Source organism: Ideonella sp., from assembly GCF_041914305.1.
GTDB lineage: Bacteria > Pseudomonadota > Gammaproteobacteria > Burkholderiales > Burkholderiaceae_C > Ideonella.
In genome coordinates this window covers 105771-131994 of record NZ_JAYSDQ010000014.1, presented here as the reverse complement: position 1 = coordinate 131994, position 26224 = coordinate 105771, and the positions used below count along the sequence as shown (strand labels likewise).

The 26224-nt window shown below is 70.2% G+C and carries 23 protein-coding genes, 1 pseudogene and 1 riboswitch; of the genes and pseudogenes, 8 read left to right on the top strand and 16 right to left on the bottom strand.

The genetic code is table 11. From position 1 onward, the window contains the following. Positions 1-19: 19 nt before the first annotated feature. The 3 genes from ACE3SG_RS18745 to ACE3SG_RS18735 all read right to left on the bottom strand — a co-directional run bounded on the left by ACE3SG_RS18745 (position 20) and on the right by ACE3SG_RS18735 (position 3905). Entirely contained in the window at positions 20-2068 is a 2049-nt protein-coding gene (locus ACE3SG_RS18745) for a transglycosylase SLT domain-containing protein (RefSeq protein WP_374567579.1), read from the bottom strand. A gap of 62 nt (positions 2069-2130) precedes the next feature. Continuing rightward, positions 2131-2817, bottom strand: a complete 687-nt coding sequence (locus tag ACE3SG_RS18740; RefSeq protein WP_374567578.1) for a glutathione S-transferase family protein — start codon at positions 2815-2817, stop codon at positions 2131-2133. Between the two features lie 74 nt (positions 2818-2891). Next, positions 2892-3905: a LysR family transcriptional regulator gene (locus ACE3SG_RS18735; RefSeq protein WP_374567576.1), complete on the bottom strand. Its 1014-nt coding sequence runs from the start codon at positions 3903-3905 to the stop codon at positions 2892-2894. A 59-nt stretch (positions 3906-3964) separates the two neighbouring features. Between ACE3SG_RS18735 and ACE3SG_RS18730 the strand changes: the two are divergent. Beyond that, positions 3965-4225, top strand: a pseudogene (locus ACE3SG_RS18730) (DUF2917 domain-containing protein); the annotation flags it as partial. A 56-nt stretch (positions 4226-4281) separates the two neighbouring features. On the opposite strand, the gene ACE3SG_RS18725 reads toward ACE3SG_RS18730, so the two are convergent. Continuing rightward, a complete protein-coding gene (locus tag ACE3SG_RS18725) occupies positions 4282-4704 on the bottom strand; it encodes a TfoX/Sxy family protein (RefSeq protein ID WP_374567574.1) in 423 nt (140 codons plus the stop codon). A 431-nt stretch (positions 4705-5135) separates the two neighbouring features. Beyond that, positions 5136-6098, bottom strand: coding sequence for a porin (locus ACE3SG_RS18720; RefSeq protein ID WP_374567573.1), 963 nt, complete (start codon positions 6096-6098; stop codon positions 5136-5138). Between the two features lie 244 nt (positions 6099-6342). Here ACE3SG_RS18720 and ACE3SG_RS18715 point away from each other — a divergent pair, with 244 nt between their 5' ends. Further along, positions 6343-6954, top strand: a complete 612-nt coding sequence (locus ACE3SG_RS18715) for a 5-formyltetrahydrofolate cyclo-ligase (RefSeq protein ID WP_374567570.1) — start codon at positions 6343-6345, stop codon at positions 6952-6954. Positions 6955-6996: 42 nt separating this feature from the next. On the opposite strand, the gene ACE3SG_RS18710 is transcribed toward ACE3SG_RS18715, so the two are convergent. The 5 genes from ACE3SG_RS18710 to ACE3SG_RS18690 form a co-directional block, all read right to left on the bottom strand. Further along, positions 6997-7605, bottom strand: coding sequence for an OmpW family protein (locus ACE3SG_RS18710; protein WP_374567568.1), 609 nt, complete (start codon positions 7603-7605; stop codon positions 6997-6999). Positions 7606-7791: 186 nt separating this feature from the next. Continuing rightward, positions 7792-8649, bottom strand: a complete 858-nt coding sequence (gene metF, locus ACE3SG_RS18705) for a methylenetetrahydrofolate reductase [NAD(P)H] (RefSeq protein ID WP_374567565.1) — start codon at positions 8647-8649, stop codon at positions 7792-7794. Between the two features lie 2 nt (positions 8650-8651). Beyond that, the gene (locus tag ACE3SG_RS18700) at positions 8652-9428 is read right to left on the bottom strand and encodes a TlyA family RNA methyltransferase (protein ID WP_374567563.1); all 777 of its coding nucleotides are present in this window, start codon (positions 9426-9428) and stop codon (positions 8652-8654) included. A gap of 4 nt (positions 9429-9432) precedes the next feature. After that, positions 9433-10863, bottom strand: coding sequence for an adenosylhomocysteinase (gene ahcY, locus ACE3SG_RS18695; protein ID WP_374567561.1), 1431 nt, complete (start codon positions 10861-10863; stop codon positions 9433-9435). A 96-nt stretch (positions 10864-10959) separates the two neighbouring features. Further along, a riboswitch (S-adenosyl-L-homocysteine riboswitch) is annotated at positions 10960-11117 on the bottom strand. 10 nt (positions 11118-11127) lie between these two features. Continuing rightward, positions 11128-12354: an aminotransferase class V-fold PLP-dependent enzyme gene (locus ACE3SG_RS18690; RefSeq protein ID WP_374567559.1), complete on the bottom strand. Its 1227-nt coding sequence runs from the start codon at positions 12352-12354 to the stop codon at positions 11128-11130. A gap of 35 nt (positions 12355-12389) precedes the next feature. Between ACE3SG_RS18690 and ACE3SG_RS18685 the strand changes: the two genes are divergently transcribed. Beyond that, positions 12390-13196 (top strand): HAD-IIB family hydrolase, encoded by an 807-nt coding sequence (locus ACE3SG_RS18685; protein WP_374567558.1) that lies wholly within the window; start codon positions 12390-12392, stop codon positions 13194-13196. Here the strand turns inward: ACE3SG_RS18685 and ACE3SG_RS18680 are convergent. Then, on the bottom strand, positions 13193-14293 hold the full coding sequence (locus tag ACE3SG_RS18680; protein WP_374567557.1) for a DNA glycosylase AlkZ-like family protein: 1101 nt from the start codon (positions 14291-14293) through the stop codon (positions 13193-13195). The genes ACE3SG_RS18685 and ACE3SG_RS18680 overlap by 4 nt on opposite strands. A 153-nt stretch (positions 14294-14446) precedes the next feature. Then, positions 14447-14836, bottom strand: a complete 390-nt coding sequence (locus tag ACE3SG_RS18675; protein WP_374567555.1) for a hypothetical protein — start codon at positions 14834-14836, stop codon at positions 14447-14449. A 298-nt stretch (positions 14837-15134) separates the two neighbouring features. Between ACE3SG_RS18675 and purT the strand changes: the two genes are divergently transcribed. Beyond that, on the top strand, positions 15135-16337 hold the full coding sequence (purT, locus tag ACE3SG_RS18670) for a formate-dependent phosphoribosylglycinamide formyltransferase (protein ID WP_374567553.1): 1203 nt from the start codon (positions 15135-15137) through the stop codon (positions 16335-16337). A gap of 169 nt (positions 16338-16506) precedes the next feature. Here the strand turns inward: purT and metK are convergent, their stop codons facing one another. Next, a complete protein-coding gene (gene metK, locus ACE3SG_RS18665; RefSeq protein ID WP_374567551.1) occupies positions 16507-17685 on the bottom strand; it encodes a methionine adenosyltransferase in 1179 nt (392 codons plus the stop codon). Between the two features lie 218 nt (positions 17686-17903). Between metK and ACE3SG_RS18660 the strand changes: the two genes are divergently transcribed. Both ACE3SG_RS18660 and ACE3SG_RS18655 read left to right on the top strand, forming a co-directional pair. Then, on the top strand, positions 17904-18764 hold the full coding sequence (locus ACE3SG_RS18660) for a lysophospholipid acyltransferase family protein (RefSeq protein WP_374567550.1): 861 nt from the start codon (positions 17904-17906) through the stop codon (positions 18762-18764). Positions 18765-18780: 16 nt separating this feature from the next. Further along, positions 18781-19677, top strand: a complete 897-nt coding sequence (locus ACE3SG_RS18655) for a lipid A biosynthesis acyltransferase (RefSeq protein WP_374567549.1) — start codon at positions 18781-18783, stop codon at positions 19675-19677. Between the two features lie 82 nt (positions 19678-19759). Here the strand turns inward: ACE3SG_RS18655 and ACE3SG_RS18650 are convergent, their stop codons facing one another. From ACE3SG_RS18650 to ACE3SG_RS18640, 3 genes are all read right to left on the bottom strand, one after another. Next, positions 19760-22411, bottom strand: coding sequence for an ATP-binding protein (locus ACE3SG_RS18650; RefSeq protein WP_374567548.1), 2652 nt, complete (start codon positions 22409-22411; stop codon positions 19760-19762). After that, positions 22408-23520, bottom strand: coding sequence for an ABC transporter substrate-binding protein (locus tag ACE3SG_RS18645; RefSeq protein ID WP_374567545.1), 1113 nt, complete (start codon positions 23518-23520; stop codon positions 22408-22410). The genes ACE3SG_RS18650 and ACE3SG_RS18645 overlap by 4 nt, the downstream gene beginning before the upstream one ends. A 307-nt stretch (positions 23521-23827) precedes the next feature. Beyond that, complete coding sequence (locus ACE3SG_RS18640) at positions 23828-24469, bottom strand: YdeI family protein (protein ID WP_374567544.1); 642 nt, start codon at positions 24467-24469, stop codon at positions 23828-23830. A gap of 66 nt (positions 24470-24535) precedes the next feature. Between ACE3SG_RS18640 and dapF the strand changes: the two genes are divergently transcribed. Then, positions 24536-25417, top strand: coding sequence for a diaminopimelate epimerase (gene dapF / locus ACE3SG_RS18635; RefSeq protein WP_374567543.1), 882 nt, complete (start codon positions 24536-24538; stop codon positions 25415-25417). After that, the gene (locus tag ACE3SG_RS18630) at positions 25414-26106 is read left to right on the top strand and encodes a DUF484 family protein (protein ID WP_374567541.1); all 693 of its coding nucleotides are present in this window, start codon (positions 25414-25416) and stop codon (positions 26104-26106) included. The genes dapF and ACE3SG_RS18630 overlap by 4 nt, the downstream gene beginning before the upstream one ends. Positions 26107-26224 lie beyond the last annotated feature (118 nt).

Here is a 26224-nt window from a genome sequence, read left to right as displayed (position 1 = left end):
TGGTGGGCCTCTGGCGTGCTCAGGGCAATTCCGGGTCCGCCGGCGGCGCGCTGGTCGCGCGCGGGCCGATCGGTGCCCCCAGCCGGGCCTTCAGCGAGGCCGGTTTGCCACTCATCAGGCTGGCGTAGATGGTGGCGTTGGTCAGCACCTTCTTGACGTAGTCGCGTGTTTCGTTGAGTGGGATGTTCTCGGCCCAGATCGCCGGCTCGATCACCGGGCCCTCACGCCAGCGGCGCGGCCGGCCGGGGCCGGCGTTGTAAGCGGCGGCGGCCAGCGGTTGCGAGCCGCCCAGGTCGTCGAGCACCAGCTTCAGGTAGGCGGTGCCCAGGCGCAGGTTGGTGTCGCGGTCGGTGATCATGCCGGGCTTGTAGTCCAGGCCGATCTTCTTCGCGGTCCATTTCGCGGTGGCCGGCATGATCTGCATCAGGCCCGACGCACCGACATGCGAGCGCGCGTCCATCACGAAGCGTGATTCCTGCCGGATCAGGCCGTAGACGTAGGCCGGGTCGAGGTCGATCTCCTTGGCCTTGGCCAGCACGTCGGCGCGCATCGGCTGCGGAAAGCGCTGCTCGATGTCGACCTCGGCCTTGGTGCGCTCGCTGGTGTTGATGCAGCGGTCCCAGACCTCGCGCTCGCAGGCCAGTTGCGCGGCGGCCAGCAGCTCGCGGTCGCTCATGCCGATCAGCGAGAAGTTCCACTCGCGCACGCCCTCGCCGCGCAGGCCGGCGCCGATCGCGGCCAGGGCCCGCTGCAGGCCCGGCATGGCGCGGGTGGCGTTGCGTTCGGTCTCGCTCGGCGGCGCGCTGCGCAGCGGCAGCGCCTGCGGCGCGCCCAGGTCTTCGGCGGCCAGCAGGCCGTAGAAGTGCAGCTGGCTGGCCAGCGTGGCCAGGGCCTGTTGCGCCTCGGCCCGCGCCGGATCGCCGGCCTCGCCAGGCTTGGCCAGCGCGATCTGGGCGCGCGCCCGCCAGTACTGCCAGGTCGGGTCGTTGCGCTCGGTGGCGCTCATCGCGTTGATCGCGCGCAGGGCCCATTGCCAGCGCTCGGTGCCATCGCCCTGGCGCAGCGCGGCGCGGGCCAGCCAGCCGAGCGTCTCGTCGCTCCAGTCCGGCTGGTCTTCGATCTTCTTCGGCAGGGTCTTCCACGCGGTGCGGGCGTAGGCCAGCGCGTCGGGCTTGAGGCCGATGGCCGCCTGCTTGGCCACCTGCGCGCGGGCCCAGGCCCCATGCTCGGCGCCCAGGATCTCGGCCCAGCGGTCGTCGAGCAGGCGCGCGGCGGCGTCGACATCGTTCGCGGCCACGCGGGCCACCGCGAGCGTGGCCAGCTCGGTGCGCAGGTGGCCGATCGCATTGGCCTTGACCGCCAGGTAGCGGGCCGGGTTGTCGAAGATGTCGGCGACCGCCTTCGCGGCCGGCTCGCTCAGCAGCGCGGCCGTCTGGCGGGCCAGCTTGACGCGGTTGTGCTCGACGGCGTGGCGCAGCTTGCGCAGCACGTCGTCCTGGCTGAACAGCTTGGCGTCGACCAGCGTCTGGGCCAGCAGCTGGCAACCTTCGTCGGGCTCGCGCTGGGCCATCCAGGCGCGGCGGGCGCTGTCGCGCACGTCCTTGCCGGCGAGGTGGTCGATCAGCTGCGCATAGCAGCTCACCTCGCGGTCGTCGTTCATCTTGAAGCGTGGCAGGTCGCGCGCGAAGGCGTCGAAGTCGCGCCGGTGGCCGAGCTCGAGCAGCCAGTCGTTGCGCAGCCGGTCTTCGACATAACTGCCGGGCCAGCGCACGTAGAAGGCCTCGATGTCTTCGCTGCGGGCCTCGGTCAACCGGCTGGTCAGCTCCCAGTAGTCGACCCAGGGCGCGAGCGGGTGCTTGGCGTCGACCACCTGCGCGCGCAGCGCGGCCAGCCGGGCCTTGTCTTTCTTGACGAAGGCGTCGCGGGCGCTGCGGATCGGGTCGTCGCGGTCTTGGGCAAGTGTGGCGGCAGGCGCGAGCAACGCCGCCGACAAAGCCGCGCCGCAGAGCGCGGGCCCCATGGCGGTGGCTCGGCGCAGCGCGGCGCGCGTGAGAGAGAAAAGGGGCATGCGGTCAATGTACCGCAGCACCCCTGGCACTGATGGGCGCAGGGCGCTGCGGCGCGGCCCGATCAGCGGGCCTGGCGGTAGGCCTCCTCGAAAGCGAGGAAATCCTTTTCCTGCAGCGCATCGGCGACCCAGGCCTGCACGCTGTCGGTGGCCCACACGCGCTCGGCCCAGGCGGCGGCCGCGGGTGGCAACGGCAGGCCATAGGTGCGCGTGCGGCTGACCACCGGTGCGAAGAAGGCGTCGGCCAGGCTGAAGTCGCCGAACAGGAACGGGCCGCCGGACGTGGCCAGCGCGTCTTGCCAGGCCGTGGCCAGGCGGTCCAGGTTGGCGCGCACGGCGGGCTGCTCGGCCAGCACGCGCTGGCCGATGTCGGTCAGCGAGGCTTCGATGTTCATGCCGCAGGCACTGCGCAGCGCGCCGAAGCCGGCGTGCATCTCGGCGCACAGGCTGCGGGCGCGCGCCCGGGCGTGTGGCGCGGGTGGCCACAGCGCATGCTGCGGGAACTTCTCGGCCAGGTACTCGGCGATGGCCAGCGTGTCCCAGACCGCGAAGCCCTCGTCGACCAGCACCGGCACGGTGCCGGCCGGCGACACGCGGGCCAGCGCCTGCTTGAATTGCGAATCGCCGTCGAAGCTGTCGAAGCGCAGCTTGACCTCTTCGAAGGGGATGCCGAACTGGCGCAGCGCCACCCACGGGCGCATGGACCAGGAGGAGTAGTTCTTGTTGCCGATGTAGAGCTGCAGGGGCATGGGGGCTCGATCCGTTGCGAAAAAGGTGGCCCCCGATGCTAGGCGTTATGCCGGCCGAGCGTGATGCCTTCTCGTCATCGCGGTGATGCCGGTGGTGCATCGGTCGCCGCTCCTTCTTCGCCGATCGCCCGGCGTGTGTCGGCGGCATGCTGACGCACGAACTCGAGCAGGGCGGTCAATTCGGGCCGCGGCGGGCGGCCTGCGGCATGCGCGCCGGCATGGTCCAGCGCGACCATGAAGTAGGCAAAGGGCGAGCGCAGCCGCAGGGCCGGGCCGAAGGGCTCGACCAGCTCGCCGCGGGCCAGCGCGTCGTGCACCATCGGCAGCCAGGCCAGCCCGACGCCTTGGCCGGCGACGACGGCCTGGATCTGCTGGTGGTTGAAGTTGACGCTGTACCAGCGCCGCGGCGCCAGCTGCGACAGCCCTTGCGCGCTCAACCACGCCGGCCAGGCCAGGGCCATCGCGCTGGGCGTGTTGTCTTCGACCTCGACCAGCGCGTGCTGCGCCAGGTCGGCCGGCTTGGCCAGCGGGGGCACCTCGCCGCGGGCGATCGCGTCGGCCATGCGGGCGCCGACCACGGGCGTCAACACCTCGCCGAACATGCGCTCGGCGCCGGCCGGCGCGCGCTCGGGCCGGCAGTGGCGCAGCAGCAGGTCGAGCTCGGGGTCGTCGGTGTCGGCCAGGCGGTCGGTGGCCGACAGGCGGATGTCGATGCCCGGGTGGCGGCGCTCGAAGTCGGTCAGGCGCGGCATCAGCCACAGCGTTGCGAACGACGGAAAGGTCGACAGGCTGATCTGCGCGCGGCCCTGGGCGATGCGGATCTGGCGCACGGTGCCGTCGAGCCGCACGAGCATCGGCTCGACCGCCCGCAACAGGCTCTGGCCGGCGTGCGTCAGCTCGACCCGGCGCGTGCCGCGGCTGAACAGCATGCTGCCCAGCTCTTCTTCCAGGCTCTTGATCTGGCGGCTGATCGCGGGCTGGGTCAGGTGCAGGTCTTCGGCCGCGGCGCTGAAACTGAGCCGCCGGGCCACGGCTTCGAAGCTGCGCAGGAAGTCCAGCGACAGGGGCCGGGCGCTTGGTTTATTCATGACGTAATCTGATCAATCGACGCCGTCGAAAGCATTGGTGCTAACCCCGACTCCCGCGCATGATGCAGTCCATCGGGAAAACGTTCCCGACCGACCGGAGATTGATGATGAGCACGCATTCCTTCGCTTCCTTGGCCTTGCCCCAGCTGGAACAGCCCAGCAGCCTGGCGCTGCCGCAGGCGCGGCGTTGGGTGGCAAGCGATGCGGGTTGGGTCACCGTGCAGGCCGGCCGCGCCTGGCTGACGCGTGACGGCGACTTCGACGACCACGTGCTGACCACCGGCGAACGGCTGTGGCTGCGCCGCGGCGACGTGCTGACCGCCGAAGCCTGGCAGCCCGGCGAGCCGGCGTGGTTGGTCTGGCGGCCCGAGCCGGCTCAGGCCTTCTTGGCCAGCTTGACGGCCTTGGCGGCCGGCGGTTTGGCCCGCGGCGCGCGCGGCTTGGCCGAGGGTTTGCTGGCCCTGGCGCGCAACGCCGAAGCCAGCGCCTGCCGCGCCCAGGGCAGCATTTGCGCCGGCGAATCCATGGCCTCGGCCGGCGCGCTCCAGTAACTCATCGCCACTTTCTTGCCGTCGGCCGTCTGGAACTCGAACGGCCGACAGCCGGCGGCTTCGAAGGCGCGGCGGCTCTCGTCGTCGGTCTTCAGGAACAGGTCGTCGCCGACGATGATGGCGATGAAGACCTCGTCGACATAGAGGCCGTGGCCGCCGAACATGCGCTTGACGCGCACCGGGCCGAGTGCGCCGAGCAGCTCACTGCACCAGCGCACGGTTTCCTGGGTCTGGGTGCTGACGGGCATGGCGGGGAGTTTAGAGGCGGGGTTGCATGATCCACTGTCACGGTAGTGGCGCAGGGCGATGGCGGCCCCCCCCCGCTCTGCGGCCCGCTCGCGGGCGACTGTTTGCGGTGAGCCACGGGCTGCCCATCAACACCGTGGTGCCCGATATCCGTTGGGGCGACCGCGAATGAGGCCCGCTGAGCGGGGGCACCACCATCACCCTGTGGAACTGACCGCGGCATGGCACGCCGTGCACAGGCACCCGGCCCTCGCGCCGACCTTCGCAGTCCCGGCCCAGCCTTCGATGTTCAAAGTCCAGCACGGACATGAAAAAAGGGGTCACCCGTGAAGGTGACCCCAACATCTCTGGAGCGCGCCTGGTGCCACGTCCCCACGCGGCGGCGCGCCCGAGACCTCTGAAAATCTGTCGCGCTGATGCGATGGATCGTCGCTCAGAAGTTGTGCTTGATGCCCACGTCGTAACCGGTGGTTTTCAGGTTGTCGGGGACGTTGTCGCGGCCTTCGTGCGTGACGTCAGCATAGACCGTTGTGCGCTTGGACAGGGCGTAGTGATAACCCAGGCTGAACTGGCGATCGCGGATCACGTCGGTGGTCGAGTTCTTCAGCTCGCCCCAGCTGGCGCGCAGCTCGCCCTGGCCGATCGGCGCGGTGGCCGACACCAGGTACGAGCGGGCCTTCTGGTCGCTGCCGTCGCGGCCGGTGCCGAAGAAGGCGCCCACCTTGACGAAGCCGAAGTTGTAGCTGCCGTTGACCGTGGCCCAGTAGTCGTCTTCATCGGCCGGGTTCTCGTAGCCCACGCCCAGCACGATCGGGCCACTGGCCCAGGCGCCGCCCAGGCTGTACGGGCGCTTCTCGCCAACGCCGCTGGCCGGCGTGTTGCCATCGGCCTCGGCGACCTGCGCGCCGAAGGTGAAGCCGTTGGCGCTGAAGCGGTAGTTCACGCTGTTGCTGTAGCGGTTCGTGCCGATGCGGCCGTTGACGATCGTGCTGTTCGACGCCACGGTGTCGGTGCCCCACGGGTCGGCGACGAGCTGGCTCAGCGCGTAGGCCGGGTTGTCTTCGCGGCCCAGCGACACGCGGCCAAAGCCGCCTTCGAGGCCGACGATCGCCTTGCCGTCCCAGAAGGCGGCCTTGGTCTGGGTGCCGTCGTCGGCGTTGAAGCGGTGCTCGATCTGGAACACGGCCTTCAGGCCGTCACCCAGCTCTTCGGTGCCGCGAAAACCCAGGCGGCTGCCGGAGCCGTTGCGGACTTCGTTGTTCTTGACGGCGTCGGCCTGCTGGGCGACCGAGAGGTCGACCCGGCCATAGACGGTGACGGACGATTGGGCGAAGGCACTGCCGCTGAACGCAGCGGCCAGGGCCAGGGCGAGGGGGGCCAGGGAACGGGTGGTCATGGGTCGGTGTTGTCTTCAGAAGGGACGCAGTGGTCCGGGAAAACCCGACTCTAAGGACCGAGTGGTGTGGCACCAAGACGCCCACGGCGAATAGTCCATTGCAGAAACAGCAATAACGATTCATTCGATCGACATGCCCTTGCAGATTCGTTCTGAATCAAGGCATTGCCGTGCGCATGCCCGTGGCCCAAGCGGGCCGGGCGCCGGCACAATCGTCATCCCTGTCTCGCACCCGCCACGGACCATGACGCTGCCGTTCAAGCTGAACCTGGAGCCCTCGCGCGACAAGGCCGTGCTCCGCAAGCAGTTGCAGGCCGAGCGCATGGCCTTGCTCGACCGCCACCAGCGGGCCGCCCACCTGCAAGAGGTGCTGCAGGTCTGGTTGATCGGCCGGCCGGAAAAGACGATCGGCGCGTACTGGCCGATCAAGGGCGAGTTCGACGCGCTGCCGGCGCTGTACCGCTGGAGCGAGGGCCACGACGAGCGCCGCATCGGCTTGCCGGTGATCGACCGCGAGACCAAGCAGCTGCGGTTCCACGTCTGGTACCCGGGCTGCCCGATGGAAGACGACGCCTACGGCATCCCGAAGCCGAAGAACACGGAAGAGTTCCACCCCGAGCTGCTGTTGGTGCCCTGCGTCGGCTACGGGCCGGGCGGCGTGCGCCTGGGCTACGGTGGCGGCTTCTACGACCGCACGCTGGCGGCGATCACGCCCAAGCCGGCGACCGCCGGCCTGGGCTATGCGCATGGCTATGTGCCGTGGCTCGAAGGCGAGCCGCACGATGTGCCGCTGGATGCGCTGCTGACGGAAGAAGGCGTCTTCTGGCAGCGCACCTGGCCGGGCCAGGTGATCTGAACCGAACCCCGGGGCTGCCCGGCGCAGCCCCCAGGCCAGGGCTTAGAAACGCTTGCCGAAGCCGATGCTGGCCAACCAGGGGTTGACCTTGAAGTCACCGGCCTTGACGCCGAACGACGACACCTCGGTGCCGATCTGCACCTTCTTCACATCCACGTTCAGCAGCCAGCCACCGCCCAGCGGGAAGTCGGCGCCGACCTGCGCGGCCAGGCCGAAACTGTCCCTCTTGAGCGTCGGTTGCAGCGCGGCTTCGACGGCCGGATCCCAGCTCACGTCCGAGATGTGCGTGTAGTTCAGACCCAGACCGACGTACGGGCGCCAGACGCTCAGGCCGGTGAAGTGGTACTGCGCGGTCAGCGTCGGCGGCAAATGCTTGAAGCTGCCGATCTTGGCGCCGGCGGACTTCACGTCGTGCTGTTGCGGGTAGGTCAGGATCAGCTCCATCGCCCAGTTGGGCGACAGGAAGTAGCTGATGTCGACTTCGGGGATGACCTTGTCGTTGATCGACAAGTCGAGGCCGGTCGAATCGTCGTTGGCCGAGGTCAGGCTGACGGCGCGGGCTCGGACGATCCAGTCGCCCTGGTCTTGCGCATGGGCAGCGAGCGGGGCCAGGGTGGCCGCAACGGCCAATGCGATGAGGTGACACTTCATGGGGACACTCCTTCTTGGTTGCAATGCTCATGACCCGTAGGCCATGGCTGCATTGCATCGGGAATGCCCTCTTGTCAAATTGCTGCACTGCAACAGCTACCGGGCAAAGCCCCTTGTTGCAATGCAGTATTGACCTGTATCAACCAGCCTCGCCGGCGCGCGACGCGCCGGCGCCACAACCCGGCCTCAGACGCCCAGGCGCTTGCAAACCTCGAGCGTCAGCGCGCTCTGGTTCAGCGTGTAGAAGTGGATGCCCGGCGCGCCGCCTTCGATCAGCCGCTCGCACAGCCGGGTGACGATGTCCAGCCCGAACGCGCGGATCGAGGCCGCGTCGTCGAGGAAACCTTCCATCTTCAAAGCCGCCCAGCGCGGGATCTCGATGCCGTCGCGCGCCGCGAACTGGGCGATGCGCGCGTAGTTGTGGATCGGCATGATGCCCGGCACGATCGGCACGGTGATGCCCATCGCGCGCACCTCGTCGACGAAGTGGAAATACGCGTCGGGGTTGAAGAAGAACTGCGTGATCGCCGAGTTGGCACCGGCGCGCACCTTGTCGGCGAAGAACTGCAGGTCACGCTTGGCATAACGCTGCTGTGGGTGGTATTCGGGGTAGGCCGCGACCTCGATGTGCCAGTCGCTGCCCTGCGTCTCGCGGATGAACGCGATCAGCTCGCTGGCGTAGCGGAACTCACCCGCCGTCGCGGTGCCGCTGGGTAGGTCGCCGCGCAGCGCGACCAGGCGGCGGATGCCCTGGGCGCGGTAGGTGGCCAGGATCTCGGCGATGTTGGCGCGGGTCGAGCCGACGCAGCTCAGGTGCGGCGCGGCTTCGTGGCCGAGTGCGGCGATGTCGCGCACGGTCGACAAGGTCTTCTCGCGCGTCGAGCCGCCGGCGCCGTAGGTGACGCTGAAGAACTCGGGGTCGACGACCGCCAGGTCCTGCACCACGGTCTTCAGCTTCTCGCTGCCGACGGGGGTGTTGGGCGGGAAGAACTCGAAGCTGATCGGCACGCGCTTCGAGACGGGGCGGGAGGTGGTGTCGGTCATGGTCAGGTCGGTTCGGGGGTGGAGGCCGCCAAGCGCGCCTCGATGAAGAACTCGCGGTTGCCGTCGCCGCCGGTGGTGGGGCTGTCGCGCCAGGCCACCACGTCCAGGCCGATGCGGCCGCAGGCCTTGCGCAGCTTGGCTTCGACATGGCCGTAGGCGGCGGGGCTCTTCACCAGGCCGTTCTTGCCGATGTCCACCGGCTGCAGCTCGAACTGCGGCTTGACCAGCATCAGCAGCGTGCCGCCGGGCGCCAGCAAGGCCACCAGCGCCGGCAGCACCAGCGTCAGCGAGATGAACGACAGGTCGCCGGTGATCAGGTCGAAGCCGCCGGGCGGCATGGCCTCGCCGAGCTGCTCGCGGGTCAGCGAGCGCGCGTTGACGCCCTCCAGCGCGGTGACGCGCTGATCGGCCGCCAGGCGCGGGTGCAACTGGCCCCGGCCCACGTCCACGCCGACGACACGCGCCGCACCGGCCGCGAGCAGCACATCGGTGAAGCCGCCGGTGCTCTGGCCGACATCGAGCGCGACAGCGCCTTGCACGGTCAGGCCGGCGTCGCGCAGCACCCCCTCCAGCTTCAGGCCACCGCGCGAGGCCCAGCGCAGCTCGGCATCGTCGGTGACCTCGATCTCGCAGCCTTCGGGCAGCTCGTCGCCGGCCTTCTTCGGCACCTTCCAGCCGTTGGGGCCGAGCCAGCGCACGGCGCCGCGTTCGATCAGCCGCTGGGCGGCCGACCGGCTGGGCGCGAGGCCCTGGGCAACGAGCAGTTGGTCGGCACGCATCGGCTTAGTAGCGGTAGGTGTCGGGCTTGTACGGGCCGTTCTTGTTCACGCCGATGTACGCGGCCTGCTCTTCGCTCAGCTCGGTCAGCCTGGCGTTGAGCTTCTTCAGCTGCAGGCGCGCGACCTTTTCGTCCAGGTGCTTGGGCAGCACGTAGACCTTGCCGACCTCATAGGCCTCGGGCTTGGTGAACAGCTCGATCTGGGCGATGGTCTGGTTCGCGAACGAGCTGCTCATCACGTAGCTCGGGTGGCCGGTGCCGCAACCCAGGTTCACCAGGCGGCCCTTGGCCAGCATGATGATGCGCTTGCCGTCCGGGAAGATCACGTGGTCGACCTGCGGCTTGATCTCTTCCCACTGGTACTTGTCGAGCGACGCGATGTCGATCTCGTTGTCGAAGTGGCCGATGTTGCAGACGATCGCCTGGTCCTTCATCTTGACCATGTGGTCGTGCGTGATCACGTTCTTGTTGCCGGTCGCGGTGACGAAGATGTCGGCCTGCGAGCAGGCCTCGTCCATCGTCACGACGCGGTAGCCTTCCATCGCGGCCTGCAGCGCGTTGATCGGGTCGATCTCGGTCACCCAGACTTGCGCCGACAGCGCGCGCAGCGCCTGGGCCGAGCCCTTGCCCACGTCGCCATAGCCGGCGACCACGGCGACCTTGCCGGCGATCATCACGTCGGTTGCGCGCTTGATGCCGTCGACCAGGCTTTCGCGGCAACCGTACAGGTTGTCGAACTTGCTCTTGGTGACCGAGTCGTTGACGTTGATCGCGCGGAACAGCAGCGTGCCCTTGGCGCTCATCTCGTTCAGGCGGTGCACGCCGGTGGTCGTCTCTTCGGTCACGCCGATGATCTGCGCGCTCTTGCGGGTGTACCAGTTCTTGTCGACGGCCAGCTTGGCCTTGATCGCGGCGAACAGCTCACGCTCTTCCTCGCTGCTCGGGTTGGCCAGCAGCGACGCGTCTTTCTCGGCGCGTTGGCCCAGGTGCATCAGCAGCGTCGCGTCGCCGCCATCGTCCAGGATCATGTTCGGGCCTTCGCCCTCGCTGAACGCGGGGCCGAAGTCGAAGATGCGGTGGGTGTAATCCCAGTAGTCTTTCAGCGACTCGCCCTTGTAGGCGAACACCGGCGTGCCGGTGGCCACCAGCGCGGCGGCGGCGTGGTCCTGCGTCGAGTAGATGTTGCACGAGGCCCAGCGCACTTGCGCGCCGAGGGCCTGCAGCGTCTCGACCAGCACGGCGGTCTGGATCGTCATGTGCAGGCTGCCGGTGACGCGCGCACCCTTCAGTGGCTGGCTGGCGGCGAATTCTTCGCGGATCGCCATCAGGCCGGGCATCTCGGTCTCGGCGATCTTGATCTCTTTGCGGCCCCAGTCGGCGAGCTTGATGTCGGCGATCGCGTGGTCGGGGGTGGTTTTCAGAACGGCTGCGTTCATGTCGGGGTCTCCGGTCGGGCAGGAAAGGTCAACCCGCAGCAACGGCAGGTGAACGGAAACCGGTCAGGAGACACAGCCCACCCACGACACCATCGGTGCGGGTGAGCGCCGTTGCAATATTGCAGCCCCAGGGTCGCCGCAAGCAGCGCCCGCCCCCCGAGGGGAGCCAGGCATTCTTGGGGTGGCCCTGCGAATGCCTGTGGGGTTCCGAGCCTGGGGCCTGTGGATGAGGCCTCGCAACGCTCCTCGGAACGAGCGCGAATTCTAGCCCGCGCCAGGGAAGTCGGCCAGGGCCTGCGTGAAGCGTTCCACGTCCGCGTCGTCGTTGTAGGCCTGGGCCGAGAAGCGCCAATACAAGCGCTCGTCGATCGCCAGGATCTGCGCCTCGATCTGCGCCTGCGCCAGCAACCAGCTCTTCAGCGCCATCGCTGCATCAAAGCCGCGACCCAGCGCCGGTGGCAGCGGCAGCGTGACCATGCTGGCGACCATCGCACGCGGGGTGGTCCAGGGCAGGCCCCAGTGCGTGGTCAGTCGCTCGGCGGTGCGCCAGGCCAGCGCATGGTTGTGGGCCCACAGCGCATCGCGGCCGCCGAGGGCCTCGTCGATGAATTGGAAGCCGGCCGGGGCGCACAGGAACGGCGTGGGGTCGCGTGTGCCGACCCAGTCGAACTCGGCCAGCCAGCCGCCGCCGGCACCCCAGCTGATCACCGGTGGGTGCAGGCCGGCGCGGCGCTCGGGGGCGGCCCACAAGATGCCGGCGCTGCGCGGCGAGAACGCCCACTTGTGCAGGTTGGCGGTGTAGTAGTCGACGCCCAGCGACGGGATGTCGACCGGCAACGCGCCCGGTGCATGGGCGCCATCGGCCAGCACCGCCACGCCGCGGGCGCGGCAGGCGGCGGCCATCGCGGCCAGCGGCATCACCAGCGCCGTTTCGGGGCTGACATGGTCCAGCACCGCGAGCCGGGTGCGTGGGGTCAACGCCGCCTGGACGGCGCCCACCAGCTCGGCTTCGCCGCAGACCGGGAAGGGCAGGTGGGCGGTGACGATCTGCGCGCCGGCGCGGGCCGCATGGTGCGCCGCGGCGCGTGTCACGGCGCCATAGGTGCGGTTGGTCACCAGCACCTCGTCGCCGGGCCGCAGGTCGAACGACGCGAGCACCGCATTGGCGCCGGCGGTGGCGTTGTCGACGAAGACGAGGTCGTCGCCCTGCGCGCTCAGCCAGGGCGCGACCGCCATGGCCGCCGCGCGCAGGCGTTGGCGTGGGCCGCCGGGCAGCGCGCGGTCGGGGTGCTCGTCGGGCCGGCCGATCGGTGTCAGCTCGCGCAGCAGGAAGCGCGCCGGCTGGCGCTCGATCTCGTCGCGCAGCGCGGCCTGCGCGGCCAACACCACGAGTGGCGTGGCGCCGACGGTGCCGTGGTTCAGGTAGGTGATTGCCGGGTCCAGCGCCCACAGCGGCAGCAGGCTCCGACCAAAGTGCGGTGGGGTCGACATGGGCTGATTTCAGCACGCGTGGGACACTGCCGCGCATGCTGGATCTCCCCCTCGCCGGTGCCACCGCCTGGTCGGCGGTGCCGCCGCAGCGGCTGGCTGCCGTGGCCGGTGTGCTGACCGACATCGACGACACGCTGACGCGTGACGGCGCGATCGAGCCGGCCGCCCTGGCCGCACTCGCGCGCTTGTCACAGGCCGGCGTCCCGGTGATCGCGATCACCGGCCGCCCGGCCGGCTGGAGCGAACCCTTTGCGCTGGCCTGGCCGGTGGCCGCGATCGTGGCCGAGAACGGCGGGGTGATGCTGTGCCGCGCGGCCGATGGCAGCCTGCGACACGACTTCGCGCAGGCGCCCGCCGAGCGCGCCGCCAACTTCGAACGCCTGCAAGCCTGTGCCACCGCGGTGCTGCGCGAGGTGCCCGGCACCCGCCTGGCGCAAGACAGCGCCGGCCGCCTGACGGACATCGCGGTCGACCACAGTGAGTTCGCGCACCTGGGCCCGGCGCAGATCGACCAGGTGCTGGCCGTGATGCGGGCCCATGGCCTGACGGCGACCGTCAGCTCGATCCATGTCAACGGCTGGATCGGCACGCACAGCAAATGGACCGCGGCCGAGTGGGCCGTGCGCGAGACGCTCGGCCGGGCCTTCGTGGCCGACGAGTGGCTTTACGTTGGCGACTCGACCAACGACCAGCTGATGTTCGAGCGCGTGCCGTTGTCGGTGGGCGTGGCCAACATCGCGCGTTTCTGGCCCGAGTTGTGTGTTAAGCCGGCCTACGTGACAGCGGGCGAGCGGGGCGTCGGGTTTGCCGAGGTCGCCGACGCCCTGCTGGCCGCGCGTTAGCCCGAAACGCCGAGGAACTCGGCCAGGCGCTGCCGTTCTTCGTCCAGCGCGCGGCGGAAGTCGGTGTCGCGCGGCGCGCGGCCGGTGATGTAGCCGCAGTCCAGCTGGAGCCGGTCGCCACTGGCCGCGGCGTTGGCCCAGCCGATCACCTGATCGCGCCACAGCAGCGGCAGCGCGTAGTAGCCCAGCTGGCGTTTGGGCGCCGGCGTGTAGGCCTCGAAGCGGTAGGCCCAGCCCCAGAAATGCTCGAAGCGGCGGCGGTCCCACACCACCGGGTCGAAGGGCGCCAGCAGGTGCACGCGCTCGGGCGCCTGGTGGCGGCGCGAGGCGGGGTTTTCGCCGGCCGGCCAGTACCAGTCGATACCGTCGACCCGGGCATGTACGAGGCGGGCCTTGGCCCGTGCCAGCGCCGCGGCCCGCTCGGTGGCCCACTGCGGCGCGCCGCCGCGCAGGTGGCTGACGAGCTGGCCCAGGCTGGCGGCCGGCAAGGGGGCGTACTTGGCCACGACCAGGTCGATCAGCGCGTCCATCCGGGCCTGCACCTCGGCCTCGTCGAGCGGCGGCTCGTGCGCATCGCGCGCAGCGTAGACCCGCACGCCGCCGTCGCGCCGGGCCACGCGCAGCAGGCCGCGGTAGTGCATGCCGTCGAGCAGTTGGGTGCTGGCGTTCGACGAGCCGCCGAACCAGTTGCGCGTCTTGCCGTGCGCGAAATGCGCGTCGACCTCGCGCGGGTGCACCGCGCCGTGCTCGCGCACGAAGGCCAGCACCTCGTGGGCCTGCTTCCAGCGCGCCGGCGTCCAGGCCTGGCGCGGTGTGCGCGGGTGCATCAGCGCGAGGTGGCGGCGCGGCAGGAAGCCGTAGTTGACGAAGAAGTCTTCCTCGATCGGCAAGCGCGGGTAGCGGCGTTCGAGTTCGCCGGCGGTGTAGCCGGTCACGCGGTGGCGCAGGGTCAGGTCTTGCGCCCGCGCCGGCGCCCGGATCGGGTCGGCCTGCACGAAGCCCAGGCGCTCGATCGCGCGTGGCAGCGTGGTCGGCTTGAACAGGCTGCGGGCAACGGCGTAGCGGCGCAGGTCGTCGAGGGTCGGGGAACGCGGCATGGCGCGATGATGCCGCAGCGCCGCGAGCAGCGAGGTGGCCAGCCGGGCCGACCCAGAAAAAACGCCCGGGCGGTGCCGGGCGTTCTCAGGATGCTGGCGATCGGCGGATCGCCAGGCGGCGGGGGCAGGCCTGGGGGCCCACCCCGAATCCGCTCACTGTTGCGGGTTGGCCTTGCCGCCCTGGGCCTTCAGGGCCGGCGGATCGCACACCGCCTTCACGAAGGCAATGGACGTCGGGCTGATGACGGTCTGGAACGACAGGTCGTCGCGCCATTCGGTCCAGGAGCCGGTACCGTCCTTCTTCTTGAAGACCATCGAGTCGTTGCCGGCACCAGCGGCGTAGTTGCCATAGATGTGGGCGTTCTTGCCGACGATCTGCCAGGCGCCGCCCCAGCCGGAGAAGGTGGTGCCATACCACGTGCCGCCGCTGGTCAGGCAAATCTGCTGAATGCCAGCCACGCTGTACTGGCCCGGACCGATCGCGGCCATCGCGAACATCGGGGCCATCGCGGCGATGGCAATGCAGGTGCGAACAAACTTCATGCTGGACTCCTGAGTTGTTGGATCGAACATCGAGGGTGTCACTGATGAGCATGGGTCCGCGCCGCCAGTGACTGTCGGCAGCTGCCTTTGCTGATGTTCGTCAGCGAAGACCCCATGCGGCGCACTGTAAGAATGTGATTCAGGATGTCACATCCCTAGCAGAAGGGGGCTGGATGTCCCACTTATGGGGGGATGTGGAACCGGTTCGGATCCACCCGTGCGGCGGGCCCGTCGGCGGTCTGCACGGCGACAATCGCCGCTTGCATCACTTCTGTCGGCAAATGGGCCGCCGCACGCCATGAAACCTTTGGGAACACCTCTTTCGACCGCCGCTTTGCGCGTGATGCTGCTGGGCGCCGGTGAGCTGGGCAAAGAGGTCTTGATCGCCTTGCAGCGCCTGGGCGTCGACACCACGGCCGTCGACCGCTACGACCACGCGCCGGGCCAGCAGGTGGCCCACCACGCCCGCACGATCGCGATGAGCGACCCCGCCGCCTTGCGGGCGCTGATCGAGGCCGAGCGGCCCGACCTGGTGGTGCCCGAGATCGAGGCCATTGCCACGCCGGTGCTCGAAGCGCTCGAGGCCGAAGGCGTGGTGCGCGTGATCCCGACCGCCCGCGCGGCGCGGCTGACGATGGACCGCGAAGGCATCCGCCGCCTCGCCGCCGAGACGCTGGGGCTGCCGACCAGCCCCTACCGCTTCTGCGATTCGCTGGCCGAGTTGCAGGCCGCGATCGATGCGGGCATCGGCTACCCCTGCATCGTCAAGCCGGTGATGAGCAGCTCGGGCAAGGGCCAGAGCAAGCTCGATGGCCCGGCCGATGTGCAAAAGGCCTGGGACTACGCGATGGCCGGTGGCCGCGTCAGCCATGGCCGCGTGATCGTCGAAGGCTTCATCGACTTCGACTACGAGATCACCTTGCTGACGGTGCGCGCCGTCGGTGAAGGCGGCCAGGTGCAGACCCAGTTCTGCGCGCCGATCGGCCATGTGCAGGTCAGCGGCGACTATGTCGAAAGCTGGCAGCCGCAACCGATGTCGGCGCAGGCGCTGGCGCGCGCGCAGCAGATCGCCGCCGCCGTCACCGACAACCTGGGCGGGCAGGGGCTGTTCGGCGTCGAGCTGTTCGTCAAGGGCGACGAGGTCTGGTTCAGCGAGGTCAGCCCGCGCCCGCACGACACCGGCATGGTGACGATGGCCACGCAGTGGCAAAACGAGTTCGAGCTGCACGCCCGCGCGATCCTCGGGCTGCCGGTCGACACACGGTTGAAGAGCCCGGGTGCGAGCGCGGTGATCTACGGCGGCGTCGACGCCCAGGCGGTCGTGTTTGACGGCGTGGCCGAGGCGCTGGCCGTGCCGAACTCGGACCTGCGCCTGTTCGGCAAACCCGAGAGCTTCGTCAAGCGCCGCATGGGCGTGGCGCTGGTGCACGACGAGGATGTCGACGTGGCGCGCCGGCAGGCGAAGCTGGTGGCGAGCAAGGTCAAGCCGCGCGCGGCGTGAACCTGCGGGCATGAAAAAGGGCGCCCGAGGGCGCCCTTGAAGACATTGATCAGCGGCTTTGCCGTGCATTCGTTTGGCTTCGGCCGGGGCCTGTTGGCCCCTTAACTTCGCGAAGCGAAGTTAGCCTGCGCCGAAGAACCGACAAGCGGCGCTTCGCGCCGGGGCCGCTTCAGCGGCCCGCGGCTGCGCGGAGCGCAGCCACCTTGTCAGTTCTTTCCCAGGTGAACTCGGGCTCCTCGCGGCCGAAGTGGCCGTAGGCGGCGGTCTTCGAGTAGATCGGGCGCAGCAGGTCCAGCATCTGGATGATGCCCTTCGGGCGCAGGTCGAAGTGCTCGTTGACCAGCGCGGCGATCTTCTCGTCCGAGATCACGCCGGTGCCTTCGGTGTAGACCGTGACGTTCATCGGGCGGGCCACGCCGATCGCGTAGGCGACCTGGATCTGGCACTGCTTGGCCAGGCCGGCGGCGACGATGTTCTTGGCCACATAGCGGGCGGCGTAGGCGGCCGAGCGGTCGACCTTGGTCGGGTCCTTGCCCGAGAAGGCGCCACCGCCGTGCGGGCAGGCGCCGCCGTAGGTGTCGACGATGATCTTGCGGCCGGTCAGGCCGCAGTCGCCCTGCGGGCCACCGACCACGAAGCGGCCGGTCGGGTTGACCAGGTACTTGGTGTCCTTCAGCCACTCTTTCGGCAGCACCGGCTTGATGATCTCCTCGATCACGGCCTCGTAGAACTCGGGCTTCATCTTGTCGCCCAGGCTCATCTCGGGCGCGTGCTGGCTCGACAGCACCACGGTGTCGATCGAGTGCGGCTTGCCGTCGACGTAGCGCATCGTCACCTGGCTCTTCGCGTCAGGCCGCAGGAACGGCAGGCGGCCGTCCTTGCGCAACTGGGCCTGGCGCTCGACCAGGCGGTGCGCGTAGTAGATCGGCGCGGGCATCAGCTCGGGCGTTTCGTCGCAGGCGTAGCCGAACATCAGGCCCTGGTCGCCGGCGCCGATGTTCAGGTAGTCGTCGCTGGCGCGGTCCACGCCCTGGGCGATGTCGTTCGACTGCTTGTCGTAGGCCACCAGCACCGCGCAACCCTTGTGGTCGATGCCGTACTCGGTGTTGTCGTAGCCGATGCGCCTGATCGTGTCGCGGGCGACCTGGATGTAGTCGACGTTGGCCTGGGTCGTGATTTCGCCGGCCAGCACCACCAGGCCGGTGTTGCACAGGGTTTCAGCGGCCACGCGGCTGAGCGGGTCCTGCGCGAAGATCGCGTCCAGGATCGCGTCGGAGATCTGGTCTGCGACCTTGTCGGGATGGCCTTCCGAGACCGACTCGGAGGTGAAGAGATAATCGTTCGCCACGTTGCGTTGCTTTCAGGTTGCGGGTTCGAGACTGGGCCGATTGGCTTGGCGTCGTCCCACTTGGCAACCTGGCAAGGGCGGCGAACGCTTTAGCGGTATTTGGCGGGCCGTTCCGAAGAATGACCCGGCGGGCTGCACGAAATGCGCCTGCGTCGCCCCGCAAGTTGTCCTCTTAACTCGGCGACAGGCCGCGATTATAAAAGACGCCGACTTTCACCATGACGCTGATATTGCGCTGGCTGTCACGCTGGCCGCTGGCCTGGTTGCATGCGCTGGGCGCGATGCTGGGCTGGGCCACCTGGGCGCTGTCGCCGAGCTACCGCCGCCGCCTGAAGGCGAACGCCGCACTGGCGGGCCTGAGCGCTGCGCAGCGTCGCCAATCGATCGCCGAGGCCGGCCGCCTGGTGGCCGAGGTGCCCTGGCTGTGGTTCATGCCGCCAGACGAGCGGCTGGGCGAGCGGGTGCGCTGGCAGGGCGGGGGGCTGATCGACGACGCGCTGGCCGCCGGCCGCGGCGTGCTGTTGCTGACGCCGCACCTGGGCAGCTTCGAGGTCGCCGCCCGGGCGGCGGCCGAGCGGTACGCCAAGCCGATCACCGTGCTGTATCGGCCGGCGCGCAAGGCCTTGTTGCGCAAGCTGGAGGAAACGGCCCGCGCCCGCCCCAACATGGCCACCGCGCCGGCGTCGCTGTCGGGTGTGCGACTGCTGCTGCGCGCCCTGAAGCGCGGCGAGATGGTCGGGCTGCTGCCAGACCAGGTGCCGCCGCTGGGCCAGGGCGTCTGGGCGCCGTTTTTCGGCCGGCCGGCCTACACGATGACGCTGGCGGCCCGGCTGGCGCAGCAGACCGGCGCGGCGGTCTTGCTGGCCTGGTGCGAGCGGCTGCCGGGCGGTGCCGGCTACACGATCCACCTGGCGCCGCTCGATGAGCCGCTGCCGGCCAACGCCGAGGACGACGTCGAGTCGGCCCGGGTCATCAACGCCTCGATGGAGCGGGTCATCCGCGCGCTGCCGACGCAGTACCTGTGGGGCTACAACCGCTACAAATCACCCCGTCGGCTGAAGCCCGACGCGGGCGGCTGACGAACGGAGAACATCGATGGCATGGTGGGGGCGCGTGGGTGCGCGGGCATTGCTGGGGCTGTTGTGGCTGATCCATTGGCTGCCGATGGGGGCGCAGGCGGCGCTCGGCCGCGGGCTGGGCGCGCTGCTGCACACGTTCGCGCGCCGGCGCCGGCGCATCGCGCTGCGCAACCTGGCGCTGTGTTTCCCGACCTGGTCGCCGGACAAGCGCGCCGCGCTGGTGCGTGAGCATTTCGGCTGGCTCGGCCGCAGCCTGATCGAGCGTGGGCTGATCTGGTATGCGCCGGCCAAGCGGCTGAAGCGCCTGATCCATGTCGAGGGCCAGGTCGATTTCGCCGACAACCACGCCGGGCCGGTGATGTGGCTGGTGCCGCACTTCATGGCGCTGGATGTCGCCGGCATGGCGACCCAGCTGTTCCAGCAGCGCCGGGTGGCGTCGATCTACCAGCGCCAGAGCAACGAGGTGTTCGACGCTCGCATGCGCGACGGCCGGTTGCGTTTCGGCCGGGCCGAAATCTTCTCGCGCCACGAAAAGGCCTTGCCGCTGGTGCGGGCGATCAAGCGCGGCGCCGTCTTCTTCAACCTGCCGGACATGGACTTCGGCGCCCGCGACGCCGCCTTCGTGCCCTTCTTCGGCGTGCCGGCCGCCACGCTTCTGGCTCCGGCGCGCATGGCCGCCAGCCTGGGCATGACGGTGCAGCCGGTGATCGCCGAGATGCTGCCGGGTGGCCAGGGCTACCGCGTGCGCTTCCTGCCGCCGTGGACCAACTTCCCCGGCAAGGAAGACGAGGTGACCGCGACCCGGCGCATCAACGCCTTCATCGAGAGCGAGATCGCCCAGCTGCCAGCGCAGTACCTGTGGGTGCACCGCCGCTTCAAGACCCGCCCGCCGGGCGAGGCCAAGCTGTACTGAGCGCCCCCAGACCTGTCGTGTCGCGCGGGGACCTCGGGAGCGGCCCTCGGCTTCGTTAAGACACCGCCCGCCGCCGCCCGGCTCACAGTGCGTGCTCGGCGCCGAGCGCTGCATCGATGACGCGCAGCGCCTCAGCGATGTTCACCGGCTTGGTCAGGTAGGCGGTCGCGCCGGCTTCGAGGGCGGCGTCCTGCTGGCGGCGGGTGGCATCGGCCGACACGACGATCACCGGCGTGCCGCCCAGCACCGGCTGGCGCCGCAGCCAGCGCAGCAGCTCCAGGCCGTTGCCGTCGGGCAGGTGCATGTCGACCAGCACCAGCTGCGGGCGCAGCTGCTCGATCAGCGCCTGGCCTTGCCGCATCGAGTCGCACAGCTGCAGGCGGCAGTCGGGCCGCAGCGCGAACAGGTCGCGCATCAGCGCGGCGTTCATCGCGTTGTCTTCGACATAGACCACCTGGCCCTGCGCGCCGGCGGCCTGCGGCGCCCGGGCCGGTGCGGCGGTGTCCTCGGCCGGCCCGCCTGCGCCCGGGGCGGCCGGCAGCAGCACGCTGAAACAGCTGCCCTCGCCGGGCCGGCTCTGCACCTCGATCCGGCCGCCCATCAGGTCCACCAGGCGCTTGCTGATCACCAGGCCGATGCCGGTGCCGGCGATGCCCGACGACTCCAGCCCGAGCCGGTCGAACGGCGAGAACAGCCGGGCCTGCTGGGCCTCGGCCATGCCGCGGCCGCTGTCCTGCACCTGCACGCCGGCCATGCCATCGGTGGCGACCAGCATCAAGTGGACGTCGCCGCCCGGGCGGTTGTACTTGATCGCATTGCTCAGCAGGTTCAGCAGCACCTGGGTCAGCCGCGTCGGGTCGGCCAACACCATCTGCGCGTGGTCACCGGGCGGGGCATGCAGCTGCACCTGCATCTCGCTGGCCTGCGGGGCCACCAGCCGCAACGCCTGGGCGATCGAGGCTCGCAGGTCCACCGCGCTGGTGGCCAGCGTCACCTGGCCGGCCTCGATGCGCGACAGGTCCAGCACATCGTCGATCAGCTTGAGCAAGTGCCAGCCGGCGGTCTCGATGCGCAGCGCGCGCTCGCGCTGGGTTGGCGTCAGCGCGTCCGGCCCCTGCAGCCCCATCAGCTGCGCAAAGCCGAGGATCGCGTTCAGCGGCGTGCGCAGTTCGTGGCTGACGCGGGACAGGAACTCCGACTTGGTCCGGCTGGCCGCCTCGGCCCGCTCGCGCGCCAGTTCCAGCTCGGCGGCCCGCTGGCGCTGGGTCTGGTCGGCGGCGATGTAGAGAAAGCCGGTCAGCACGCCATCGGTGTCGCGCACCGCGGTCACCGCCAACGACACCAGCAGCCGCGAGCCGTCGCGCCGCACATAGGTCCAGTCGCGCACCTCGTAGCCGGTCAGGCGCGCCATCGCGACGAACACCTCGTCGCCGGCCACCTCGCGGCCCAGCTGGGCGCGCAGCTCGGCGGCGCGCGCCTGCACCTCGTGCGGGTCGTGAAAGCGCGCCAGCGCCGCCTGGCCGAGCACAGCCTCGGCGGGCCAGCCCAGCATCTTGGCCGCGCCTCGGTTGAACAGCCGCAGCACACCCTGGGTGTCGGTGGCGATGAAGGCCACCTCGGTGGCGGCGTCCAGCACCGCCTGCAGGTCGCGCCGCGCGTCGTGGGCGCGCTGCTCCTGCTCCTGCAGCCGGTCCAGCAGCGCGCGCAGCCGCTCCCACAGCGCGTGGGCTTCCTGGCTGCCGAAATCCAGCTCGGGGTCGGGTGATTCACCGTCGACCATGGCCTGCGCGGCGCTGGCCAGCCGCCGGTAGCGCTCGGACACCCGCCGCGCCAGGCGCAGCGCCGCCAGCACTGCCAGCCCCAGCGCAGCGGCGACCGACACGCCCGCTACCGCGCCGATGCGCCACAGCGGCGCGAGCAGGCGCGAGCGCGGCTGCGCCACCACCACCAGCCAGCCCGCCGGCTGTGCCGGCGCCGCGTCGGCCAGCCAGCGTTCGCCGGCCAGTTCGATCTCGCCGCGGGCCGGGCCCGGGCCTTCGAGCGCGTGGCGCACCAGCGGCAGGTCGCGCAGGTTCTCTTGCCAGTTGGCCAAGTGGGGGTCGGGGTGCACGATCACGTGGCCCTTCGCATCGAGCACGATCACCGCCGCGTCCTGCAGGCCGGCGAACTGCCGCAGCTCTTGCGCCAGGCCCGACAGCGACATGTCGGCCGCCAGCATCCGCTCGCCGGCCGGCACCGCCAGCGCCGCGGTCACCCGGCCGCAGAACGGCGACAGAAAGGTGTCCGACCAGACCGGGCCGGCGCGTGCGCGGGCTGCGGCGAAGAACGGCCGCGCGGAAAAGTCCAGCCCCTGCACGTCGGCGGCGTGCACGCCGGTGCTGGCGCTCAGGCCCGCCGCCTGGGTGATGCCCTGCGCGTCGGTCAGGTACACCGCTTCGAACGCCGGCGTGGCCTGCAGCGTGTCTTGCAGCACCTGGCGCTGAAACGGCAACGCCGCCTCGGGCGACGCCAGCAGCCGCGCGGCCAGCTGCAGCGAACGCTGCGGCACCGCCAGCACCGCCTCGAGCTGCCCGCGCATCGCGGTGGAGATGCGCTCGTTGTCGCGCTCGACCTCCTGCAGCGCCTCGGGCACCGCGAGCGCACCCCACAACAGCGTGGCCGACAGCAGCGGCAGCGCCGCCACCAGCGCGAACTGCCACGCGAAGACCCGGCGCAGGGCCAGCCGCTGCGTCATGGGCGCAGCGCGACAAAGCGGCCGTCGTGCACCCGGGCCACATGCAGCGGGCGGGCCGCGTCGCCAAAGCCGTCCAGCACGATGTCGCCGTACAGGCCGGACCAGTGCTTGCCCGGCTCGGACAGCACCTGGCCGAGGCTGCGGCCCGGCGCGCGTTGCGCCAGCGCCGCCACGCCGACCGTCACCGCCTCGTACGACTGGACCGCCGGCGTGCCGGGGTCGTCGCCGAAACGCTCGCGGTAGCGTTGGCGAAACAGCCGGTAGGCCGGGGCCGAACTCTCCAGGTCCAGCGCCTGCAAGGCCAGGCAGCCTTCGACCGCGTGGGCGCCCAGCTGCAGCAGCCGCGTGTTGGCCGCCCAGGGGGTGACGGCCAGGCCGATGCCGGGTTGCAGGCGGCGCAGCTGCTGCGCCGCCAGCGCCGAGTCGCCCACCCCCGCCACCAGCAGCACGGCCTGCGGCCTGCCCGCCAGCAGCGCGCTGGCCAGTGCGGTGAAGTCGTTGCTGCTGCTGTCGAAACCCAGCTCGGCCGAGATCGTGCCGCCGGCGTGGCGTAGCCGCTCGCCGAACGCCTGGGCAAAGCTCTCGACGTAGGCGCGGTTGCGGCGGTCCATCAGCACCGCCACGCGTTGCTGGCCCTGCGCCAGCATCAGGTCGGCCAGTTGACGCGCGCCGATGGCTGCGCCCGCCGCGACGCGAAAGAAGGGGTCTGCCCGGCCGCTCAGCTCGTCGCTGGTGGCCGTGGGGCTGATCAGCACCAGCCGGGCCTGTTCGGCCACCGGCAACACCGCCACCGCGACCGAGCTGGTCATCGGGCCGACGACGAACGCCACCTGCTGCGCCGCCAGCGCCCTCAGCGCGGCGCGGGCCTTGTCGTCGTCTTGCTGGTCGTCCTCGACCCGCAGTTCGTAGTGCGCGTCACCCTGGGCGTTGAGCGTTTCCACCGCCAGCAGCGCGCCGTTGCGGCCGTTGACGCCGAGCTCGGCCACGCTGCCGGACAGGCCGCCGAGGAAGCCGATGCGCACGGTCTCGGCCGGGCGCTGGCAAGCGGCCAGTCCGAGCGCCGCCAAGCCTGCCAGCAGCAACGGCCGGCGATGGATGCGGGGTGTCATCTTGCGTCCGCCGAGGGGTCGCCGTTGGGCAACCGGGGGGGACCGGGGCCATCGGGTGTCGATAGGGCTTCGTGTCATGCCAGCGCCGAACAGGCCTGGCCGCTCGGGCAAGCGGCATACCCAGCCCGCCCCGAGGGGCGGGGCCTGGTTGTCTTGAGCGAAAACAAGAGAAGGCGCCGCCGGACCCGGCAGTACATTGCCGCCGGGCCGGCCGCGATGACAGCGGACGAGGCCAGTGTGCGCTCCGCCGGCCCGGCCGGACACTGTCAGCTCTGACAGGGTACAGGCGCCCCGGATTGCGCGACGATCAGCAATTCACGTATTTCCAGTGGCGCCGCTTGCCTTCGGCCAGCCATTGCAGCGCCTGGGCCAGCCGGCGCTCGCGCGTGGCCGCCTGCTTGGCCTCGGCCAGCCACTCGATGTATTCACGCTGCTGGCTGGGCGGGAAGCCCTCGAAGGTCGCCTGTGCCGCCGGGTGGCGCGCCAGGGCCTCGCGAAAGAAGTCGGGGGCGGCCGCCGGCGGCTTGGGCTCGGCCGAGCGGCGGTTGCGGCGCGGCGGCGCGCCGGCGTCGATCAGCGCGGTGGCCTGGCGCACCATCGCTTTCAGCCGGGCCGCGCTGGGCAGGTCTTTCGGCCCGGTCAGGCGGCCGAACTGGCCCATCGCCTCGCCGGCCTTGCCGGTGGCGGCCACCGCTTCACCCTGCCAGAAGCCGAAGGTCGCGTGGGCCTTGAACGCGGCCATGTTGGCCAGGATGCGGCCACCGTACATGAAATGCGGCATGCCCCACTTGATCGTCTCGCTGATGCCGGGGTGGGCAGCGTGCACGCCGTCGCGCAACTGCCTCAACAGCGGCTGCGCGAATTCGGCCGCGCGCTCGATGTAGGCGTCGATTCGCGGGTCGCGGCTCGCGTCGGCGGTAGTGGCTTCGGGCTTGGCAGCGGCGGTCATGCGGCGATTGTGGGCAGCCCGCCAGACGCCGGGGAGGGGGATCGCCCCAACGCCGATAATCGGCGCATGCATGTCCGCTTCACCAAGATGCACGGCGCAGGCAACGATTTCGTGGTGCTCGACGCCACGCGTGCCCCGCTGGCCTTGAGCACCGCCCAGTTGCGCCACCTGGGCGACCGGCGCTTCGGCGTCGGCGCCGACCAGATCCTCGTCGTCGAGCCGGCAACCCAGCCCGGCGTCGATTTCCGCTACCGCATCTTCAACGGCGCCACCGGGGCCGAGGTCGAGCACTGCGGCAACGGCTCGCGCTGCTTCGTGCGCTACGTGCGCGAACACGGCCTGACCGACCGCGACACGGTCCGTGTCGAGACGATGAACAACCTGCTCGAGCTGCGCCAGCAGCCCGACGGCCGCGTCACGGTGGACATGAACCGGCCGGTGTTCGAACTGGACCGTGTTCCGTTCGACGCCGCGGGCCTGCAGGCGCGCGAGATCAACGCGTTTGCGCTGTGGCCGCTGGACCTGCCGGACGACCGGCGTGCGCGCCGGCCCGGCGCGCGCGAGGTCGAGGTGGCGGTGCTGTCGATGGGCAACCCACATGCGGTGCTGCGGGTGGACAACGTGGCCGAGGCGCCGGTGGGTGAGCTGGGCCCGATGATCGAGGCGCACCCGCGATTCCCGCGCAAGGTCAACGCCGGTTTCATGCAGGTGCAAAGCCGCACCCAGATCGCCCTGCGCGTGTACGAGCGCGACGCCGGCGAGACGCTGGCCTGCGGCACCGGCGCCTGCGCGGCGGTGGTGGCGGGCATCCGGCTCGGTTGGCTGGACCCGCAGGTCGATGTCGACATGCGCGGCGGCAGGCTGACGGTGCAATGGGCCGGCGGCGACGCCCCGGTGCTGATGACCGGTCCGGCCGAAACGGTTTTTGAAGGGGAGATCGAGCTGTGACAGTGACGACAGGTGTGCAAGGGATCACCGAAGAAGACATCGCTGCTTACCTGGCCAACACGCCGGGTTTTTTCGAACGCCAGGCCGAGCTGCTGGCGACGATCCAGCTGGCCAGCCCGCACGGCGGGCGCGCCGTCTCGCTGCAAGAGCGGCAGATGGAGATGCTGCGCGAGCGCATCAAGGGCCTGGAGCGCCGCATCATCGAGATGATCCGCGCCGGCCACGACAATGAGGCGCTGGTCGGCAAGATGCACCGCTGGACCCGCGCGGTGATGCTGGCGCGCAGCACCATCATGCTCGGCCAGGTGCTGATCGAAGAGCTGAAGCACGAGTTCATGATCCCGATGGCTGCGCTGCGGCTGTGGGGCGTGGCCCCGTCGCACACCGGCCTGCCCTGGGCCCAACCGGTCAGCGACGACCTGAAGACCTTCGCCGCCAGCCTGGCTGCGCCCTATTGCGGCCTGAACAGCGGCTTCGAGGCGGCGCACTGGCTGTCGGCCGACGGCACGCCGGCCCAGTCGATCGCGCTGATCCCGCTGCGCCTGGGCGCGGCCAGCAGCGAATGCTTCGGCCTGCTGGTGCTGGGCTCGCCGGACGCACTGCGCTTCCAGAGCGACATGGGCACCGAGTTCCTGCAGCAGGTCGGTGACCTGGCCAGCGCCGCCATGGCGCGAGCCTTGGCAGACTGATGGACCCCCACGCCCCCTTCCGGGGGCTGCCTTGCAGGCCGCACCGAGCCAGAGGCTCGGCCCCTCGGCAGGCACGAACAGTCCACTGGACTGTTCATGTCCGGCCTCGGCCCCCCGA

Coding starts and splice junctions, on each gene's coding strand:
- ACE3SG_RS18745 (WP_374567579.1), bottom strand. CDS start 2,068: ATGCCCCTTTTCTCTCTCACGCGCGCCGCGCTGCGCCGAGCCACCGCC.
- ACE3SG_RS18740 (WP_374567578.1), bottom strand. CDS start 2,817: ATGCCCCTGCAGCTCTACATCGGCAACAAGAACTACTCCTCCTGGTCC.
- ACE3SG_RS18735 (WP_374567576.1), bottom strand. CDS start 3,905: ATGAATAAACCAAGCGCCCGGCCCCTGTCGCTGGACTTCCTGCGCAGC.
- ACE3SG_RS18725 (WP_374567574.1), bottom strand. CDS start 4,704: ATGCCCGTCAGCACCCAGACCCAGGAAACCGTGCGCTGGTGCAGTGAG.
- ACE3SG_RS18720 (WP_374567573.1), bottom strand. CDS start 6,098: ATGACCACCCGTTCCCTGGCCCCCCTCGCCCTGGCCCTGGCCGCTGCG.
- ACE3SG_RS18715 (WP_374567570.1), top strand. CDS start 6,343: ATGACGCTGCCGTTCAAGCTGAACCTGGAGCCCTCGCGCGACAAGGCC.
- ACE3SG_RS18710 (WP_374567568.1), bottom strand. CDS start 7,605: ATGAAGTGTCACCTCATCGCATTGGCCGTTGCGGCCACCCTGGCCCCG.
- metF (WP_374567565.1), bottom strand. CDS start 8,649: ATGACCGACACCACCTCCCGCCCCGTCTCGAAGCGCGTGCCGATCAGC.
- ACE3SG_RS18700 (WP_374567563.1), bottom strand. CDS start 9,428: ATGCGTGCCGACCAACTGCTCGTTGCCCAGGGCCTCGCGCCCAGCCGG.
- ahcY (WP_374567561.1), bottom strand. CDS start 10,863: ATGAACGCAGCCGTTCTGAAAACCACCCCCGACCACGCGATCGCCGAC.
- ACE3SG_RS18690 (WP_374567559.1), bottom strand. CDS start 12,354: ATGTCGACCCCACCGCACTTTGGTCGGAGCCTGCTGCCGCTGTGGGCG.
- ACE3SG_RS18685 (WP_374567558.1), top strand. CDS start 12,390: ATGCTGGATCTCCCCCTCGCCGGTGCCACCGCCTGGTCGGCGGTGCCG.
- ACE3SG_RS18680 (WP_374567557.1), bottom strand. CDS start 14,293: ATGCCGCGTTCCCCGACCCTCGACGACCTGCGCCGCTACGCCGTTGCC.
- ACE3SG_RS18675 (WP_374567555.1), bottom strand. CDS start 14,836: ATGAAGTTTGTTCGCACCTGCATTGCCATCGCCGCGATGGCCCCGATG.
- purT (WP_374567553.1), top strand. CDS start 15,135: ATGAAACCTTTGGGAACACCTCTTTCGACCGCCGCTTTGCGCGTGATG.
- ACE3SG_RS18660 (WP_374567550.1), top strand. CDS start 17,904: ATGACGCTGATATTGCGCTGGCTGTCACGCTGGCCGCTGGCCTGGTTG.
- ACE3SG_RS18655 (WP_374567549.1), top strand. CDS start 18,781: ATGGCATGGTGGGGGCGCGTGGGTGCGCGGGCATTGCTGGGGCTGTTG.
- ACE3SG_RS18650 (WP_374567548.1), bottom strand. CDS start 22,411: ATGACGCAGCGGCTGGCCCTGCGCCGGGTCTTCGCGTGGCAGTTCGCG.
- ACE3SG_RS18645 (WP_374567545.1), bottom strand. CDS start 23,520: ATGACACCCCGCATCCATCGCCGGCCGTTGCTGCTGGCAGGCTTGGCG.
- ACE3SG_RS18640 (WP_374567544.1), bottom strand. CDS start 24,469: ATGACCGCCGCTGCCAAGCCCGAAGCCACTACCGCCGACGCGAGCCGC.
- dapF (WP_374567543.1), top strand. CDS start 24,536: ATGCATGTCCGCTTCACCAAGATGCACGGCGCAGGCAACGATTTCGTG.